This window comes from Pseudomonas palmensis (assembly GCF_049942755.1).
Taxonomy (GTDB): Bacteria; Pseudomonadota; Gammaproteobacteria; order Pseudomonadales; family Pseudomonadaceae; genus Aquipseudomonas; species Aquipseudomonas palmensis.
In genome coordinates, this window is sequence record NZ_CP187958.1 from 4,852,128 (window position 1) to 4,867,646 (window position 15,519).

Below are 15,519 nucleotides of genomic sequence, written 5' to 3' on the forward strand. Positions count from 1 at the left end.
AACTCGGCAGACCCGAAGGTCTCCCACGCACAGCCGCCATTACACAGAAAGCAGGCACAAAAAAAGCGCCTGCAATTTGTAGTGGTGGGGCGCTGTAGCGCCTTTTGCATTAGCGGGCCGCGACGCCCGGTCGCTGGATTGACAGCGACGTCGCAAGATTAGCGGGGTTGGGGTGGGGATTCAAGACGTTCTACAGCGGTATGCGCCCCCCCCCTGAAGCGGGAGCCGGATGCTTGTGCATTATTGCTAAGGCAGCAAGGCTGGATCCGCTCGATGCAACTGGCAAAGTTGACAGTTGTGACAAGCAAAATGACGTAGCAAGCTATCCAGGAGCACATAGCCGAGTGCCTTTCCTGGGAGCATCGATCATGAGTGCAACATCCTTCAGCGTACAACTCCAAAACGAAATGGAGGGTAAGATCAATTATTTCCACTACCAAAAGTTCGGCGACCCCGCCTCGGGTACAAAATCCGCATTAACATCGCCCCAAACTACTTATGACTTCAATCTCTACCCCGGCGGAAAGTTTATAGCGACGACCGCCGAGTCCTACCAAACGCAGCTTGAAGATCCAAAACTTCTTCGATTCAGATTTACAAATAATTCAGGTTTTCCTGTCGGGTTGCTCCGCGTATACGGTGAGCCCCCTTATCCCGACTGGGTAATAGCCGCGCTGGAGGACATTCCGGGGGACGAAAGTGACAAAGACGTTCAATCTCAGCGCGAGTCAATAATCGATAGATACAACAAAACGGTTGGGGGGGTGAATACAGGACCGAAGCAGTTTCCAGGGGGGGTACTACGGCGCTGGATCGACTACGAACCTCGCCGTGGCGACCCCTCTAAATGGTACGCATGGCTGCTACGTCCAGGAAGGTCAACTAGTGTGGCGGTAATCGAAGGAAGCGTATGGGCGGTGAGCGAAGCAAAAAACGAAGACTGACCTTTTCCCCTGGCAGCGCAACGGGGAGCTTGGGTGCTGTACAGAACTCAAGTGACCCTAGTTCAGCTCTCGCGTCGTCAGCATTTTTAAGTAGTGCATGCGTTGAACAGAGGAGGGTGATTGCCGTTGCAACACCCTCCCTTTTTGAGTGGAGCTGCCATCTGATGTTCGGGTGGCGCAGTAGCAGTGCGCGAGGCCCGTTCGCTGGATTGCCTGCGAGCTTGCAAGGTTAGCGGGTTGGGCGCGGGGCTTCTACACGCTCTACACCTGTATGCGCACCCCCCATGAAGCGGGAGCCGGATGCTTGTGCATTATTGCTCAGGCAGCAAGGCTGGATCCGCTCGATGCAACTGGCAAAGTTGACAGTTGTGACAAGCAAAATGACGTAGCAAGCTATCTAGGAACACAAAGCCGCGTGGCTATCCTGGGAGCATCGATCATGAGTGCAACATACTTCAACGTGCACCTCCAAAATGAAATGGAGGGTAAGATCAATTATTTCCACTACAAAAAAGTCAACGACCCCACCACGGGTACAAAATCCCCATTAACATCGCCCCAAACCATTTATGACTTCAATCTCTACTTCGGCGGAAGGTTTATAGCGACGACCGCCGACTCCTTAACTGTGCCGCCTGAAGGGCCAGAAACTCTTCGATTCAAATTAACAAATAATTCAGATTTTAAGTTCTATCTGATTGAGCTGGACTCTACCGACGTTGTCATTATGGAATGGCTCAACTCAGACAATTCTACGAAGAAAGCCCCCTTCAAGCCTCATTATACAATGAGGCCACTGTTGCCCAATGTGCCTGTGACGTTGGAGGTCCCCAACGGAAGCCACTGGTATGTGGACGTGGTGTCAGATCGGAACCGCACCTAGCCGCGCAATGAGGAGCTTGGTTTTGTAGAAAACTGAAGTGACGATAAATGCGTTCTCGAGCTGTCAGCAGTTGCCACATAAGTTCCAAACATTGGAGGTAGGCAACGCAAGTCAATGGGAAGTAGATGACTACATCGGCGGTCGCGCCAAGCAGGTAGTGTTCGTGCGCGGCTTCGACCGCCTGCCGGTGCCGGTGTATTTTCGTGGCATCTACATCTTTATGTGACACATCCCACACAACTCCAGGAAGTTTCTCCATATCTGAGAATTCCTTGCCCTCGTACCCTTTTGCCTTCATGGACCACCCAGGGCGCTTCGCCCCTGCCTAGGAAGGCTATCCCCGATGTCTGCTTCCCCCACAGCGTCCACGCCCAGCGAGCGTGAGATCCAGATTGCGATTGCCCCACTCGAAACCCTGCTCAGTGAAGACCTCGGCGCTGCCGCCGTCTCTGTCGACCACTGGCTGCGCGAGGCCACCTACGGCCTGGTGAACCTGCAACTGCTGCGCCAGGCCGGCGAAAATGTGCCGGTGGTCTGTAATGCCCTGGCCGGTGTGGATGTACTGATCGACATCCTCACGCTGCTGGAAAGCCCGTCCCCCGACCCGCTCGACTGGGTCAGCCTGGGCATCAACCTGATCGGCGTAGTGCCGTTTCCCCCAGGCCTGGCCAAGGCGCGCATGGTGCTGCGCCCGGTGCTGCAATTGACCCGCCAGACCCTGCGCCGTCGCCCGGGGGCGAACATCGGCGCGGTGATCCTGGAGATCATCGACGGCCACCTGCATGCCAACATCCGCGGCGCCCTGGAACACTACGTACGCGAGGCGCTGGCCCAGTTGCCGGCCATGCTCGGCGAGGCCGCCGACACCGCGCGCCTGTTGTTCACCACGCTGGCCAGGGCCATAGAAGCCGCTGCCCGGGGCCAGCTCGACGCCGCAGCCAGCCACCAGTTGTCACGCACCCAGATGACCCAGGCGGCGCTGTACGACTCGCTGCTGAGCACTGACGCCTGGCGCCTGGCGCTGTCGGCCTTGGCCAATGCCTCCGAGGGCAACCTCAAGGCGGCCTACAACCATGTCGCCAGCCACTTCGGCGAGGCGCTGGAAAGCCTGATGCGCCCGCTGGTGCACACACTCGACGGGTTGGCTGCGTCGGTGCCGGATCGCCTCGAAGCCCTGGGCGCCCCTGGCATGCAAAACAGCATTGCCTGGCTGCTGAGCCGCCTGCTGGAAACCGTGCTGGCACACCCCGCCAGGCGCGGCGTTGCCACCAGCATTCGCCCCGGGGTCACCCAGCAGGCGCGGCACATCCACAGTGAAGGCCCGACCGAGGTGGTCAGCCGCCAGGTCAGGGCCAAAAAGGCCCCCAATACCGACAAGAATGGTATCTGTCCCTGTACCGGCCACAGCATCGGCCATGTGCTCGGCGACGAGACCGTCGTTCATCAGGACTTCGCGTTGTCCGGCCCGTTCCCGGTGGATTGGGCCCGGGTCTACAACTCGCGGCTCGACGCGCTGGATAGCGGCACCATAGGCGCACGCTGGATCACCGAGTTCACCACCTGCATCGATGTGGTCGACAAGGGGCTGGTGCTGCATGACAGCGATGGACGCAGCCACGACTTCCCGTGGCTTGAGGTCGACACCTGGCACCACGACCCCATCGAGTACCTGACCCTCAAGCGCACCAGTGCACATCAGCTGACCCTGGTGCGGGGCCAGGAGCGGTTCGAAACCTATGCCCAGGTCGGCGAGCGCTTTTACCTGACCCACATTCGCCTGCGCAGCGGTGCCGGTGCCATGCTGCATTACGAGCATCGCCACAACGGCCAGCCGGTGCTGTCCGATATCAACACCTACCAGGACGACGACCTGAGCAAGGTGCACCTGCAACTGGGCACCCTGCTGGATGAGCAGGGGCATATCCAGGGTGTGTGGCAGGTGGTCGATGGCAAGCCGCTGCGCCAACTGTGCGCCTATCACTACGACGGCGCGGGTGACCTGGTGACGGCTCAGGATGAAAACGGTGCCGCCTGGCACTATGAGTACCAGCATCATCTGATCACCCGTTACACCGACCGCACCGACCGTGGCCTCAACCTCGAATGGGATGGCACAGGCCCGCACGCCAAGGCGATTCATGAATGGGCGGATGACGGCAGCTTCGAGACCCGTCTGGCGTGGGACCCGAACATCCGCCTGACCTACGTCACCGACGCCCACGGCCAGGAAACCTGGTACTACTACGACGCCCTTGGCTATACCTACCGCGTCGTACATCCCGATGGCCGCGAGCAATGGCTGTTCCGTGATGCACGCAAGAACATCATCCGCCACGTGCACCCCGACGGTAGCCAGGACCGCTACAGCTTTGATGAGCGTAGCAACCTGCTGCAGCACATCCGTCCCGACCACAGCACGCTGCACTACGCCTACGACGACCATGACCAGCTGATTAAGATCCGCGATGCCGAGGGTGGCCTTTGGCTGCGCGACTACGACGAGCGCGGCAACCTGGTAGAGACGGTCGACCCGCTGGGCAACAAGACCGAATTTGCCTACACCCCAAGCGGCCTGGTAAGTGCGATCAAGGACGCCAACGGCAACCAGAAGGCGCTGGCCTACAACGACGCCGGGCAACTGCTCGAGTACGTCGACTGCTCCGGCAAGACCAGCCAGTGGGCCTACAACGACTTCAGCCAGCTGGTGCAGTTCGCCGACGCAGCGGGCAACTCGACCGCCTATGAGTACAAGGCCGGGCAACTGTCCAGGGTCACCCACCCCGACAACACCGAAGAGCGCTTCGAGCGTGATGCCGAAGGCCGTCTGCTGGCGTACCTCGACGCGCTCGACCGCTGCACCACCTGGACCTATTCCGGCGCCGGGCTTCTGGCCGAGCGCGTCGACGCCAACGAGCACACCCTGCGCTACCGCTGGGACAAACTGGGCCGGCTGATCGGCCTGGAAAACGAAAACACCAGCCAGGCGAGCTTCGTGTACGACCCGGTCGGTCGCCTGTTGCAGGAGACCGGCTTCGATGGCCTGACCACCCGTTATCAATACGACCCGTACAGCGGTCGCCTGACCTCGACCCAGGTCGGCCAGCGCCGCATCGACCTGCGTTTCGACCCCATGGGGCGGCTGGCCGAGCGTACCGCCAGGCTGGGCGATCAGTCCCAGACCGAGCGCTTTGCCTATGACGGCAACGGCAGGCTGATCCAGGCGATCAACGCGGCAAGCCAGTTGCAGTGGTTCCATGACGAGGCGGGCAATCTGACCCGCGAGCATCAGCATTACCTGGGGTTGCAGCAGCCGGTGGTGGCGGTGTGGACGCACGAGTACGACGTGCTCAACCAGCGCATCGCGACCGTGCGCCCCGATGGCCACACGGTCAGTTGGCTGACCTACGGCAGCGGCCACCTGCTGGGCATGAAGCTCGACCAGCACGACATGCTCAGCTACGAGCGCGATGACCTGCACCGTGAAGTGGCGCGCCATCAGGGCAACAAGCTGATGCAGACCCAGGCCTGGGACCCGGCCGGACGGCTGCAGGAGCAACTGCTAGGCAGCCACGACGGCAAGTCCACGTTGCTCAAGCGTCAGTACCAGTACGATGGCGCCGGGCAACTCACCGACATTCACGACAGCCGACGTGGTCAGTTGGACTACCAGTACGACCCTGTCGGTCGCCTGTTGCAGGCCACCAGTCGCCTGGGGGTGGAGACATTCGCGTTTGACCCGGCCGGTAACCTGCTGGACGAGAAGACGCAGCAGCTCAACCGCCCGCTGGACTTGGCCCCGAAACGCAACAGGTTGATGGACAACCTGCTGCGCGAATACGCCGGTACGCACTACAGCTATGACGAGCGTGGCAACCTCGCCGAACGGCTGCACAACGGCGTGCGTGCGCAGTTCGCCTGGGACCTGTTCGACCGGCTGCAGAGCTACAGCGACGACAAGCTCAAGGTCGAGTACAGCTATGACGCCCTCGGCCGGCGACTGCACAAACACTCGGTTGCGCATTACTCGAACAAGCCGCAGGCCGGCACGGGCTGGAATCAACTTGAACGGGCCAAGCGCCAGCGTGAGCTGGACTGTGGCTTCACGCTGTTTGGCTGGGACGGCGACACACTGGCGTGGGAAAGCTCCCCGCCGCGTGATGAAGGCGATACGGGCCGTACGGTGCATTACCTGTATGAGCCGGGCAGCTTTGTGCCGGTGGCCCAGGCCCTGCGCAGGGGGCCGGTGCGGCTGCACAAGCAGCCGGACTGGAGCCAGCGCAGTTACGACTTCGACCAGGACCCGTTGTGGCAAACGCACATGCCGCCGCAGGCGTTTGATGCGATTGCGTGGTACCAGTGCGATCACCTGGGCACGCCAATGGAGCTGACCGACCACAATGGCGAGATGGCGTGGGCGGGGCAGTACAAGGCGTGGGGGGAGGTGCGTGAGGAGCGCTCGGGCTGGGCAAGGCAGGTTGGGCTAAGTAACCCAATACGGTTTCAGGGGCAGTATCACGACCGGGAGACTGGGCTGCACTACAACCGGTATCGGTACTATGATCCGGGGGTGGGGCGGTTTGTTAGCAAGGACCCGATTAGTTATTCGGGTGGGTTGAACCTGTACCAATACGCACTAAATCCGACGGATTGCGTTGATCCATTGGGTTTGGCGGGGCGAAAAGTAGCTAAACCTCGTATTGATCCTGGCAATCGAAAAGAAGGCTGGCAACATATTGATGAGCGGCATGTGAGTGGCACCCATCCAGGGGGCCATGGCGACCTGTTTCCTGAGGGGACAACGCAAGAACAAATTCAGACGGCATGTGAGTGTCTTGTGAAAAAGGGTAATAGAGTTTCTGATCCTAGTAGCAGAATGCAAATCTATGAGAAGCGCATAAAAATAAATGGTCGCACCGACCGGGTTCGAGGTGTATTCGACTCTCATGATGGAAATAGGACAATTACGGTTTTCCCTGTTAGAGGAGGCTAATAGTTATGGAGTTCTACATTTCGAGATCCGAAGAGGGCGGTGAGCCAGAAGGATTTGACTTGGGGGATATGAGGCTTTCCTCTGGCGATCAAGGTATAGACTCCAAGGATGATTCAAGACTTCGGATGATGATATATTTGTCAATTACCTCCTTAATTGATGGCTTGGTGAAATTGAAAAGCACAAAATCTTTTGAATTTATCGGAGTTGATTCATCTTTTGCGTTATTATTTAAGATTAAAGGAGAAAGGCTTTCTATTTTTTATCAGGGTCGTTTTTTTGCCGAAGCTAGTTATCGTGTTTTTTTAGGGGTTATTGATCGTGAAGTCGATAGGTTCCTTGCTGAAGAAGGAATTTCTATTGTCGATCCGGTTTTTGGGGACGTGGAGGCTTCTAGGAAAAAAATCAAATCCTCAATCAACACTAAATAGAACGTGTGGCAGTTTCCGTTGGTTACGACGGTGAGACCAGGCTGCATTACAACCGGTATCGGTACTATGATCCGTGGTAGGGCGATTTAGTGGGCAGAGCCCGATTAGTTGTTCGCGTGGATTGAATATGCAATGCCGCGCCCCGGTGTTTTACATTAAAAATACGTATGCTGAGATTCAAATAGATGAAGTTACATGGGTTGTACGCAAAGATAATAAAAAAAGAAGCCTACAATGATCTGCGTTCCATGGCGGGCGCGTTCGACGATTTTGAAGAATTCCCCATCATTTCACGGGACAGCAGATTAAAAAAATTACAAAGGAAACTCGAGAAAAAAGACATCTCGGATTTTCTATTGGGGCTTGCTGTTTTCGTATTGAATACCGTACGTGCACTCGCCCGCAGCAATCAAAGGCAGTTAGAGCTGACTGCCATCACCTTCACACGCTTCGATGCCAGCGGTGGCTCCACGTTGGTGCCCCAACTCTTCATATACCCAAGTACTGCAGCCGGCGCACTTCGCCAAACGCTTATCAAGAATCAACCTGAAACGGACTCAATGGAAATGACCAAGGTCAAGCAGCTGTTCACGACCTGCGGCTTCGTTGAGAGCTTCGTTTTTCTAGAGAGCAGGTTCTTTGACCACGCCTGCAACGAGGAACTTGTACGTATTTATGCCATCCCTCGACAGACGATGTAGCGCGCCTGGAGGGTAGGGGGTTCGATGCGCTTGCCGGCACTCCGCTGACACCTTGCCGTCGAGCGCAAAGCCGCTAGAAGCCCCGCTTCTGGGTTGGTCAATTCGCTATATATTTTTTTGTACAGCGTTGTAACGTCCTGTGAACAACGCTAGCATTCCTGCCGTTTGGCCCTGCGCCATCCCGCTTTCCCCCTAAAGCAACCACCGGCTGATCACCTCCTGGGGAGGTCGTGACCAGAAAAACCGTCGGTCGCTATATAAAATAATACACAACGTCGCCCGGGCGCCGCCTACGTCAAGGCCGACACAGGAGCAGCAATGAAGCCGCTAACACCGCACGCCCTGATGGTTGCCGTCGCAGCCCTGGGCGCTGAATCCGCCCTCGCGGAGCAGAAAAACACCTTCACCCTCGGCGAAATCCAGATCTCCGCGCCCCAGGACGAAACCCTGTCCACCGGCGGCTCGGTCATCGACCTGAAGGACATCCGCCTGCACGACCGCGAAACCGTCGCCAGCGCGCTCACCCTGGCCCCCGGCGTCAACCTGGGCTATATCGGCGGTCGCGCCGAGCAAGTGGTGTTCGTGCGCGGCTTCGATCGCCTGCAGGTGCCGGTGTATATCGACGGCATCCCCACCTACGTGCCCTACGACGGCAACATCGACCTGGGCCGCTTCACCACCTACGACCTGTCGCGCATCCAGGTGGACAAGGGCTTTGCCTCGCTGCTGTACGGCCCCAACACCCTGGGCGGGGCGATCAACCTGGTTACCCGGCGCCCGGTGCAGGAATTCGAAGGCGAAGTGGGCGGGGGGCTGGAGCTGACCGACCACGGCAACGTGAACGCCTACCGCACCTACGCCAACGTGGGTTCCAACCAGGGCGCCTGGTGGATGCAGGGCGGGGTGTCGTATGTGGATTACGACTACACCCTGCTGCCCGACGACTTCAAACCCACCAACAACCAGCAAGGCACCGGCCGGCGCGAGAACAGCGACCACCGCGACACCAAGTTCAGCTTCAAGCTGGGCTTCACCCCCAACGAAACCGATGAATACGTGCTCGGCTACGTTCAGCAGGAGGGCAGCAAGGGCCAGCCCACCTATGCCGGCAAGCTGCCGCCGACCGGCCAGCGCGCACGCTGGTGGGAGTGGCCGCGCTCGGACAACACCAGTGTGTTCATCGCCACCAAAACCGGCTTTGGCGAGCACTTTCTGAAAACCCGCGTGTACCACGACACCTTCAAGAACTCGCTGGAAAGCTTCGCCTACCGCAACGGCGTGGTGGGTAACCTGCAGAAGGGCTTCCCGAGCAAGTACGACGACGAGAGCACCGGCTTCTCGGTGGAAGGCGACCTGGCCATGACCGAGAACAACCGCCTGGGCATCGCCTACCACTTCAAGGATGACGTGCACCGCTCCCGCGATGGCGACAGCCCGCAAACCCACTTTCGCGACCAGACCCAGTCGATTGCCCTGGAAGACACCCTGCGCCTGAACGAGATTTTCAGCGTGGTGGGCGGCGTTTCCTACAACTACCGCAAGAGCCTGGATGCCGAAAACTACGGCACCACCGCCAGCTCGCCCAAGCAGGCCGTGCTGTACGACGAACCCACCGGCAGCAACGACGCGGTCAACGCGCAGCTCGGCCTGTTCGCCAACACCAACCCGCTGCTGGGCACCGATGACAACGGCCAACTGCGCCTCACCGTGGCGCGCAAAAGCCGCTTTGCGACCATCAAGGACCGCTACTCGACCCGCTTCGGTACGGTCATCCCCAGCCCGGACCTGAAGTCCGAACGCGCCACGCACTACGAGTTCGGCTACAGCGGCCAGGTTGCCCCGCAATGGCAGCTGGACGCGGCGCTGTTCGTGGCCAATATCGAAGACTCCATCCAGAAGGTCACTGTGCCCGCGCAGGACAACTGCGCCGCGCCCTGCGGCCAGTTCCAGAACATCGCCAAGGCGCGCAACCAGGGGGTGGAGCTGGGCATCAACGGCGACCTGGGCGAGTGGGAGCTGGCAGCCAACTACACCTTCCTCGACCGCGAGAACCGCAGCGACCGCGACCTGCACCCCACCGACACCCCGCGCCACAGCCTGTTTGGCTCGGCCTCGTGGAACCTCGACGCCTGGAAGCACACCGCCAGCGTGGAGGCGGCCTCGCGTCGCTACAACACCTCCGACGCCACCCAGATGGCACCGGGCTACGCGGTGTACAACCTCAAGACCGGCTACCGCTTCAGCAACGACGTGCTGATCGAGGGCGGCGTGCGCAACCTGTTCGACCGTCTGTACGAGTACAGCGAGGGCTACCCGGAAATGGGCCGTCAATACTTCGTGCAATTCAATGTGCCGCTGTAACTGCTGGCTGGCGGGCCTGCTGCTGGCGTTCAGCGGCCTGCTGAGCGCGGCCCCGCAAAGCGTGGTGGTGATGACCAGCTACCCCGAGGAGGTGATGACGCGGGTGGAGGATGGCTTCGCCCAGGCCCACCCGGAGTATCGCCTGCAGGTCCTCTGGCGCCAGGGCTTCGATGCCTTGCCGTACCTGCTGCAAGCCAGACAGGGCGGGGTGGATGTGTACTGGGCGCCGTCGCCGGGCAACTTCACCCGGCTGGCGAAGGCGGGCAGTTGGCAGCCGCTGGGTATCAGCCTGGAGGGCCTGCCGGCGCAGATCGGCGGCCTGGCGTTGCGTGATCAAAAAAACCTGTACCAGGCGACTGAGCTGGCAGGTTACGGCTTTGCCATCAACGCCGCGTCGCTCGCCGAGCTGGGCGTGCCCACGCCCAAGGACTGGCCCGACCTGCTCGACGCCCGGTTGCGCGGGCGGGTGGCGCTGCCCGACCCGGGCCGCGTCGGGTTTGCCCCGGTGCTGCTGGATATCGTGCTGCGCGCCTATGGCTGGGAGCGCGGCTGGGCCCTGTGGAGCGAGCTGGCCGGGCAGGCGCGGCTGGTCACGCGCGGCGGCACGCTGGTGAGTGACGAGGTCACCAGCGGGCGGGCAGCGGTTGGCTTGTCGATCGACTTCTTCGTCGCCTCGGCCAAGGCCAATGGCGAGCCGGTAGACTTCGTGTACCCGGCCCACGGCGGGCTCAACCCGGCATTCATCGCCATTACCGCAAGCACCCAGGCGCCGGCCGGTGCCCGGGCGTTCGCACGGTACGTGTTGTCCGACGCCGGGCAGGCGCTGCTGGCCGATGCCGACATTCGCAAGCTGCCGGTGCGCCCGAGCGTGTATGCGCAGCTGCCCGCGCAGTACCACGACCCGTTCGTTGCCGCAGGGCACGGCGCCTATGACTACGGCAACGGCAGCTCGCGCGAACGCCTGGCGCTGATCAGTTCGCTGTTCACCCAATGGCTGGGCCTGCCCCACGAGGCGCTGAACGAACTCTGGACGCGGCTGCACGCGGCCGAAGCGGCGGGGCATGACGTAGCCGCCATACGTCAGCTGTTGACCGCGCCGCCACTGACTGCCGGGCAAGCCGAGGCCAAGCCGTTGCTGGGCCTGTTCGCGGCACGTCAGGACAAGGGCATGGCCCACGAGCCGGCAACCGACCAGGATGCACTGGGCCGCACCGAGATCACCTGGCAGTTCCAGGCCGCGCTGCAGCGGGCAGAGGCGGCGTGGTTGCTGGAGGGGCTGGGTCAGTGACCGTTGTGCGCATCGCCGGGCTGTCGATCGGTTTGCTGGTGAGCGCGCTCGCCAGCGCCGATGTCACCCACACTGCGGTCAACCGTGAAGCCTATGCCCAGCCCTTCGCCGGGCTGGACGAAGGCCAGTTGGAGCGTTTCTTTCGAGGGCGCAGCCTGTTCCGGCAGGCGTGGGTGGTCGCACCGTCTCGCGATGAAGCGGTGGATGGGCTCGGGCCGTTGTACAACCGGGTGTCGTGCATCGCCTGCCACCCCAAGAACGGTCGTGGCCAGGCGCCGCAGCAGGGGGAGGCGATGCGCAGCCTGTTGCTGCGCCTGTCCGTGCCGGGCCGCGATGCCCACGGCGGGCCGAAGCCTCATCCTGTGTATGGCGACCAGCTCAACGACCAAGGTGTGCCCGGCGTGCCGGGGGAAGGGCGGGCCCATGTGTACTGGCAGGAGCACGCGGTGCAGCTGGGCGATGGCGAAACCGTGATGCTGCGCATGCCGCGTGTCGAACTGCGCGAGCTGGCCTATGGGCCACTGGACGGGGTGTTGACCTCGGCGCGGGTGGGCTCGCCGGTATTCGGCCTCGGTTTGCTGGAGGCCATCGAGGCCAGCACGCTGCAGTCCATGGCGGCTGAAGCCAAGCCCGAAGGCGTGACCGGGCGCGTCAATCAGGTATGGAGTGTGGAGCGACAGCGTGCCGAGGCGGGCCGCTTTGGCCTCAAGGCCAACCAGCCCGACCTGCGCCAACAGATCGCCCACGCCATGCTGGGCGACCTGGGCATCACCTCCACCCTGGCACCTGAGCAGAACTGCACCCCTGCCCAACAGGCCTGCGCGCAGGCGCCCCACGGCGGCGAGCCGGAGCTGGACGCGATGCAGCTTGGTGACCTGCATTTCTACCTTGCCCACCTGGCCGTGCCTGCGCGCCGGCAGCAGGCCGAGCCTGCGGTTGTGCAGGGTGAAAAACTGTTTGCCGCGATTGGCTGCACGGCCTGTCACCGGCCTGAACTGGTCACGGGCACACACCCGCTGTACCCGGCGCTGAGCCAGCAACGGATCGCGCCGTACACCGATTTGTTGTTGCACGACATGGGCGAGGGGTTGGCCGATGGCCGTGAGGACTTTCTCGCCAACGGCCGCGAGTGGCGCACCCCTGCGCTGTGGGGGCTTGGGTTGGGTGAGCGGATCAACCCCGGCAGTGGCTACCTGCACGACGGCCGAGCGCGCACGCTGGAGGAAGCCATCGTGTGGCATGGCGGTGAAGCGCAATTGGCCCGGCAGCGCTATGTAACGCTGGGGGCGAAGGAACGGGCGGCGATTCGGGCGTTTCTTGAATCGTTGTAGGGGCCTGTGCCTGCGCAACGAAAGCGATCCTTGAAATCTGCGGGCTGCCCCTTTATGGTCTCGCGAAATAGGGAGAGTTCTGACTGATGGCACGGATAGGTTTGATACTGACACCCGGTTTTGCGGACTGGGAATATGCCTTTATTGCCGGGACCGCATCCCCGTTTTATGGAATAGACACCCGATTTTTCACCCCAGTTGCCGGGCAGCTAAGCTCGCAGGGCGGGCTGGCTGCAAGGGTCGACAGCACGCTGCAGGACTGCCTTGATTGGAAGCCGGACGTTGTAGTCGTTATTGGCGGCACGGCCTGGGAAGGCGAACAGGCACCGGATATTTCGGGCTTTCTTCGGGCAAGCCGTGCAAGTGGGGCGACCATTGCCGGTATCTGCGGGGGAACACTGGCGCTTGCGAGGGCCGGGCTTCTGAACACGGTTGCGCATACCTCGAACAGCGCGGGCTTCCTGCAACAGAACGCCGCAGGGTATGAAGGGCAAGCACACTATAGAAACAGCCCGGTTGCGGTGATTGCAGACCGCATCATTACTGCCCCAGGCCCTGCGCCCGTCAGCTTCACCTGCGCCGTGTTCGAAGGCGCCGGGCTGTCTGCAGAGGCTGTCACTCAGTTCAGGGCAATGCTGGCAGCGGAACACGGTTGACCCGCAGCGTAATTCAGCATGAGAAGGCTAGGGCATGAAGCCCTAGCCAACAGCAGCAGTCACTTTTTCTTTTTCGCAGGTTTATCTGCCTTGTCCGACTTCTTGGCCTTCTCGGGCTTGCTGTCCGATTTTTTTGCAGATTTCTTGGGTTCGGCATCTTTTTTCTTGTCTTTCTTTTCTTTCTTTTCAGAGGCTTTGGAAAGAGCCGATGCCGCAGCTGATTTCTTTGCCGATGATGACTTCTTGTCTTTCAAATCCTTGCTGGCTTTTGAAGACCCGTCTTTGCTTTTCTTCTCGTCCTTAGCCACGTTGACCACCTCTGATAGCGCTTGCCGGTATTGGCACGTTGCCTGTGGGATCATCCACATGCTGATCATTAGGCGAGTTCGCCCAGAGGCGGTTCAAATTATTTGAGGCGCTGGGCAGGGCCTTGGCGGATGTTGCGTCAGGTACCGGGGCTTGGCATGCCCGGCAAGCTGGCCAAGCTTGCATGGGCCTGCAGCAGTTGCTCTACTACGGGCCTTTCATCGATAGCGCTGATGATTACTATCAAAGGGCCCGCCTGTCGGCGCGGCAAAACCCGCTTGTATAATCGCCTTCGATTTTTCCCCGCTTCCCGCGCCTGCTCAAGGCGTCATTTCCCCCATGGAACCCAGCACCATGCCAAGCGCAAGCCAGGCCCCTAGCGGCCTTCCCGAACACAATCAACAGAGCGTCAAACAGCAGTGGCTAGCGATTCTCTCGGTCGCGGTGGGCGCCTTTGCCCTGGTGACCAGCGAATTTCTGCCGGTGGGCGTACTCAACGATGTCGCCAGCGACCTGGGCATCAGTGCCGGTCATGCCGGCCTGATGGTGACGCTGCCCGGCATCATGGCCGCACTCGCCGCGCCCTTGCTGTCGGTGGGCATCGGCGCGATGGACCGGCGCTACCTGCTGATCGGCCTGACCCTGATCATGATCATCGCCAATGCGGTGGTGGCCTACGCCACCGACTTCAGCCTGCTGCTGTTCGGCCGTGTGCTGCTGGGGGTGAGCATCGGCGGGTTCTGGGCCACGGCCATCGCCCTCAGCGGCCGCCTGGCCCCCAAGGGTGTGGGGGTAGCCCAGGCCACCTCGATCATCATGGTGGGTGTGACCCTGGCCACCGTGCTGGGCGTGCCCGTCGGCACCTGGCTCAGTGGCCTGATGGGCTGGCGCATGACCTTCCTGGTGACCGCGCTGGTGGGTGTACCGGTGCTGCTGGCCCAGGTGTTCCTGCTGCCGCGGCTCAACCCCGACAAGGCCATTCGCATCAGTGACCTGCCGGCACTGTTCATCAATCCGCAAGCCCGGGTCGGCCTGATTGCGGTGTTGCTGATCGGCCTGGCGCACTTTGCCGCGTACACCTACGTGGCACCGTTTTTCAAGCAAAGCGCCGGCTTCGATGGGCCGACCATTGGCTCGCTGCTGTTGCTGTATGGCGTGGCCGGGGTGCTGGGGAATGTCTTCGCCGGGTTTGCCGCCAACCGCAGCGTGCGTTACACGCTGATGCTGGTGGCGCTGATGATTGCCGTCAGCACGGCGCTGTTCCCTTACTTCGCCACCGGCATGACCGGTGCGGTGATGCTGATCGCGCTGTGGGGCTTTGCCTTCGGTGCCTTTCCGGCCTGCGCCAGTATCTGGATGTTCGTGGTAGCGCCCAAGGATGTCGAGCGCGGCATGCCGCTGTTCGTGGCTTTGTTTCAGGTGATCATTGCGCTGGGGTCGTTCTTTGGCGGGCGCATCGTCGACCAGATGGGCAGCTCGGTGCTGCTGAGCCTGGCCACGGCACTGGTGGGCTGCGGGTTTGTCACGGTGCTGGTGCTGGGGCGCAAGGTCAGTAACCGAATGGCGGTTCAGCCTTGCTAGCAGCCCGGCGTATGGGCTGACGTCAATCTTGATGGGGCCGCGTGTGC

The 15,519-nt window shown here is 61.0% G+C and carries 12 protein-coding genes; 11 read left to right on the forward strand and 1 reads right to left on the reverse strand.

Annotated elements, in window-relative coordinates; all coding sequences use genetic code 11:
• The first annotated feature begins 368 nt into the window (after positions 1–368).
• From ACPRTJ_RS22395 to ACPRTJ_RS22440, 10 genes are all read left to right on the forward strand, one after another.
• The gene (locus tag ACPRTJ_RS22395) at positions 369–944 is read left to right on the forward strand and encodes a hypothetical protein (protein ID WP_426427307.1); all 576 of its coding nucleotides are present in this window, start codon (positions 369–371) and stop codon (positions 942–944) included.
• A gap of 304 nt (positions 945–1,248) precedes the next feature.
• Positions 1,249–1,827: a hypothetical protein gene (locus ACPRTJ_RS22400; RefSeq protein ID WP_426427308.1), complete on the forward strand. Its 579-nt coding sequence runs from the start codon at positions 1,249–1,251 to the stop codon at positions 1,825–1,827.
• Between the two features lie 37 nt (positions 1,828–1,864).
• A complete protein-coding gene (locus tag ACPRTJ_RS22405; protein WP_275726974.1) occupies positions 1,865–2,053 on the forward strand; it encodes a hypothetical protein in 189 nt (62 codons plus the stop codon).
• A 117-nt stretch (positions 2,054–2,170) separates the two neighbouring features.
• Positions 2,171–6,817 (forward strand): RHS repeat-associated core domain-containing protein, encoded by a 4,647-nt coding sequence (locus tag ACPRTJ_RS22410; RefSeq protein WP_426427309.1) that lies wholly within the window; start codon positions 2,171–2,173, stop codon positions 6,815–6,817.
• A 5-nt stretch (positions 6,818–6,822) separates the two neighbouring features.
• Positions 6,823–7,248 (forward strand): hypothetical protein, encoded by a 426-nt coding sequence (locus ACPRTJ_RS22415; RefSeq protein ID WP_426427310.1) that lies wholly within the window; start codon positions 6,823–6,825, stop codon positions 7,246–7,248.
• 185 nt (positions 7,249–7,433) lie between these two features.
• On the forward strand, positions 7,434–7,949 hold the full coding sequence (locus ACPRTJ_RS22420; protein WP_426427311.1) for an Imm15 family immunity protein: 516 nt from the start codon (positions 7,434–7,436) through the stop codon (positions 7,947–7,949).
• A 318-nt stretch (positions 7,950–8,267) separates the two neighbouring features.
• Positions 8,268–10,310, forward strand: coding sequence for a TonB-dependent receptor plug domain-containing protein (locus tag ACPRTJ_RS22425; protein WP_426427312.1), 2,043 nt, complete (start codon positions 8,268–8,270; stop codon positions 10,308–10,310).
• The gene (locus tag ACPRTJ_RS22430; protein ID WP_426427313.1) at positions 10,297–11,598 is read left to right on the forward strand and encodes an ABC transporter substrate-binding protein; all 1,302 of its coding nucleotides are present in this window, start codon (positions 10,297–10,299) and stop codon (positions 11,596–11,598) included. The genes ACPRTJ_RS22425 and ACPRTJ_RS22430 overlap by 14 nt, the downstream gene beginning before the upstream one ends.
• Entirely contained in the window at positions 11,595–12,929 is a 1,335-nt protein-coding gene (locus ACPRTJ_RS22435) for a di-heme oxidoredictase family protein (RefSeq protein WP_426427314.1), read from the forward strand. The genes ACPRTJ_RS22430 and ACPRTJ_RS22435 overlap by 4 nt, the downstream gene beginning before the upstream one ends.
• 86 nt (positions 12,930–13,015) lie before the next feature.
• Positions 13,016–13,585 carry a DJ-1/PfpI family protein gene (locus ACPRTJ_RS22440; protein WP_078480301.1) on the forward strand — a complete coding sequence of 190 codons (570 nt, stop codon included), beginning with the start codon at positions 13,016–13,018 and terminating at the stop codon, positions 13,583–13,585.
• 59 nt (positions 13,586–13,644) lie between these two features.
• Here the strand turns inward: ACPRTJ_RS22440 and ACPRTJ_RS22445 are convergent, their stop codons facing one another.
• Positions 13,645–13,893 (reverse strand): hypothetical protein, encoded by a 249-nt coding sequence (locus ACPRTJ_RS22445; RefSeq protein WP_231390615.1) that lies wholly within the window; start codon positions 13,891–13,893, stop codon positions 13,645–13,647.
• Between the two features lie 352 nt (positions 13,894–14,245).
• On the opposite strand from ACPRTJ_RS22445, the gene ACPRTJ_RS22450 reads away from it, so the two are divergent.
• Positions 14,246–15,472 carry an MFS transporter gene (locus ACPRTJ_RS22450; protein ID WP_043859956.1) on the forward strand — a complete coding sequence of 409 codons (1,227 nt, stop codon included), beginning with the start codon at positions 14,246–14,248 and terminating at the stop codon, positions 15,470–15,472.
• The last annotated feature ends 47 nt before the right edge of the window (positions 15,473–15,519 follow it).

Coding starts and splice junctions, on each gene's coding strand:
- ACPRTJ_RS22395 (WP_426427307.1), top strand. CDS start 369: ATGAGTGCAACATCCTTCAGCGTACAACTCCAAAACGAAATGGAGGGT.
- ACPRTJ_RS22410 (WP_426427309.1), top strand. CDS start 2,171: ATGTCTGCTTCCCCCACAGCGTCCACGCCCAGCGAGCGTGAGATCCAG.
- ACPRTJ_RS22415 (WP_426427310.1), top strand. CDS start 6,823: ATGGAGTTCTACATTTCGAGATCCGAAGAGGGCGGTGAGCCAGAAGGA.
- ACPRTJ_RS22420 (WP_426427311.1), top strand. CDS start 7,434: ATGAAGTTACATGGGTTGTACGCAAAGATAATAAAAAAAGAAGCCTAC.
- ACPRTJ_RS22425 (WP_426427312.1), top strand. CDS start 8,268: ATGAAGCCGCTAACACCGCACGCCCTGATGGTTGCCGTCGCAGCCCTG.
- ACPRTJ_RS22430 (WP_426427313.1), top strand. CDS start 10,297: ATGTGCCGCTGTAACTGCTGGCTGGCGGGCCTGCTGCTGGCGTTCAGC.
- ACPRTJ_RS22440 (WP_078480301.1), top strand. CDS start 13,016: ATGGCACGGATAGGTTTGATACTGACACCCGGTTTTGCGGACTGGGAA.
- ACPRTJ_RS22450 (WP_043859956.1), top strand. CDS start 14,246: ATGCCAAGCGCAAGCCAGGCCCCTAGCGGCCTTCCCGAACACAATCAA.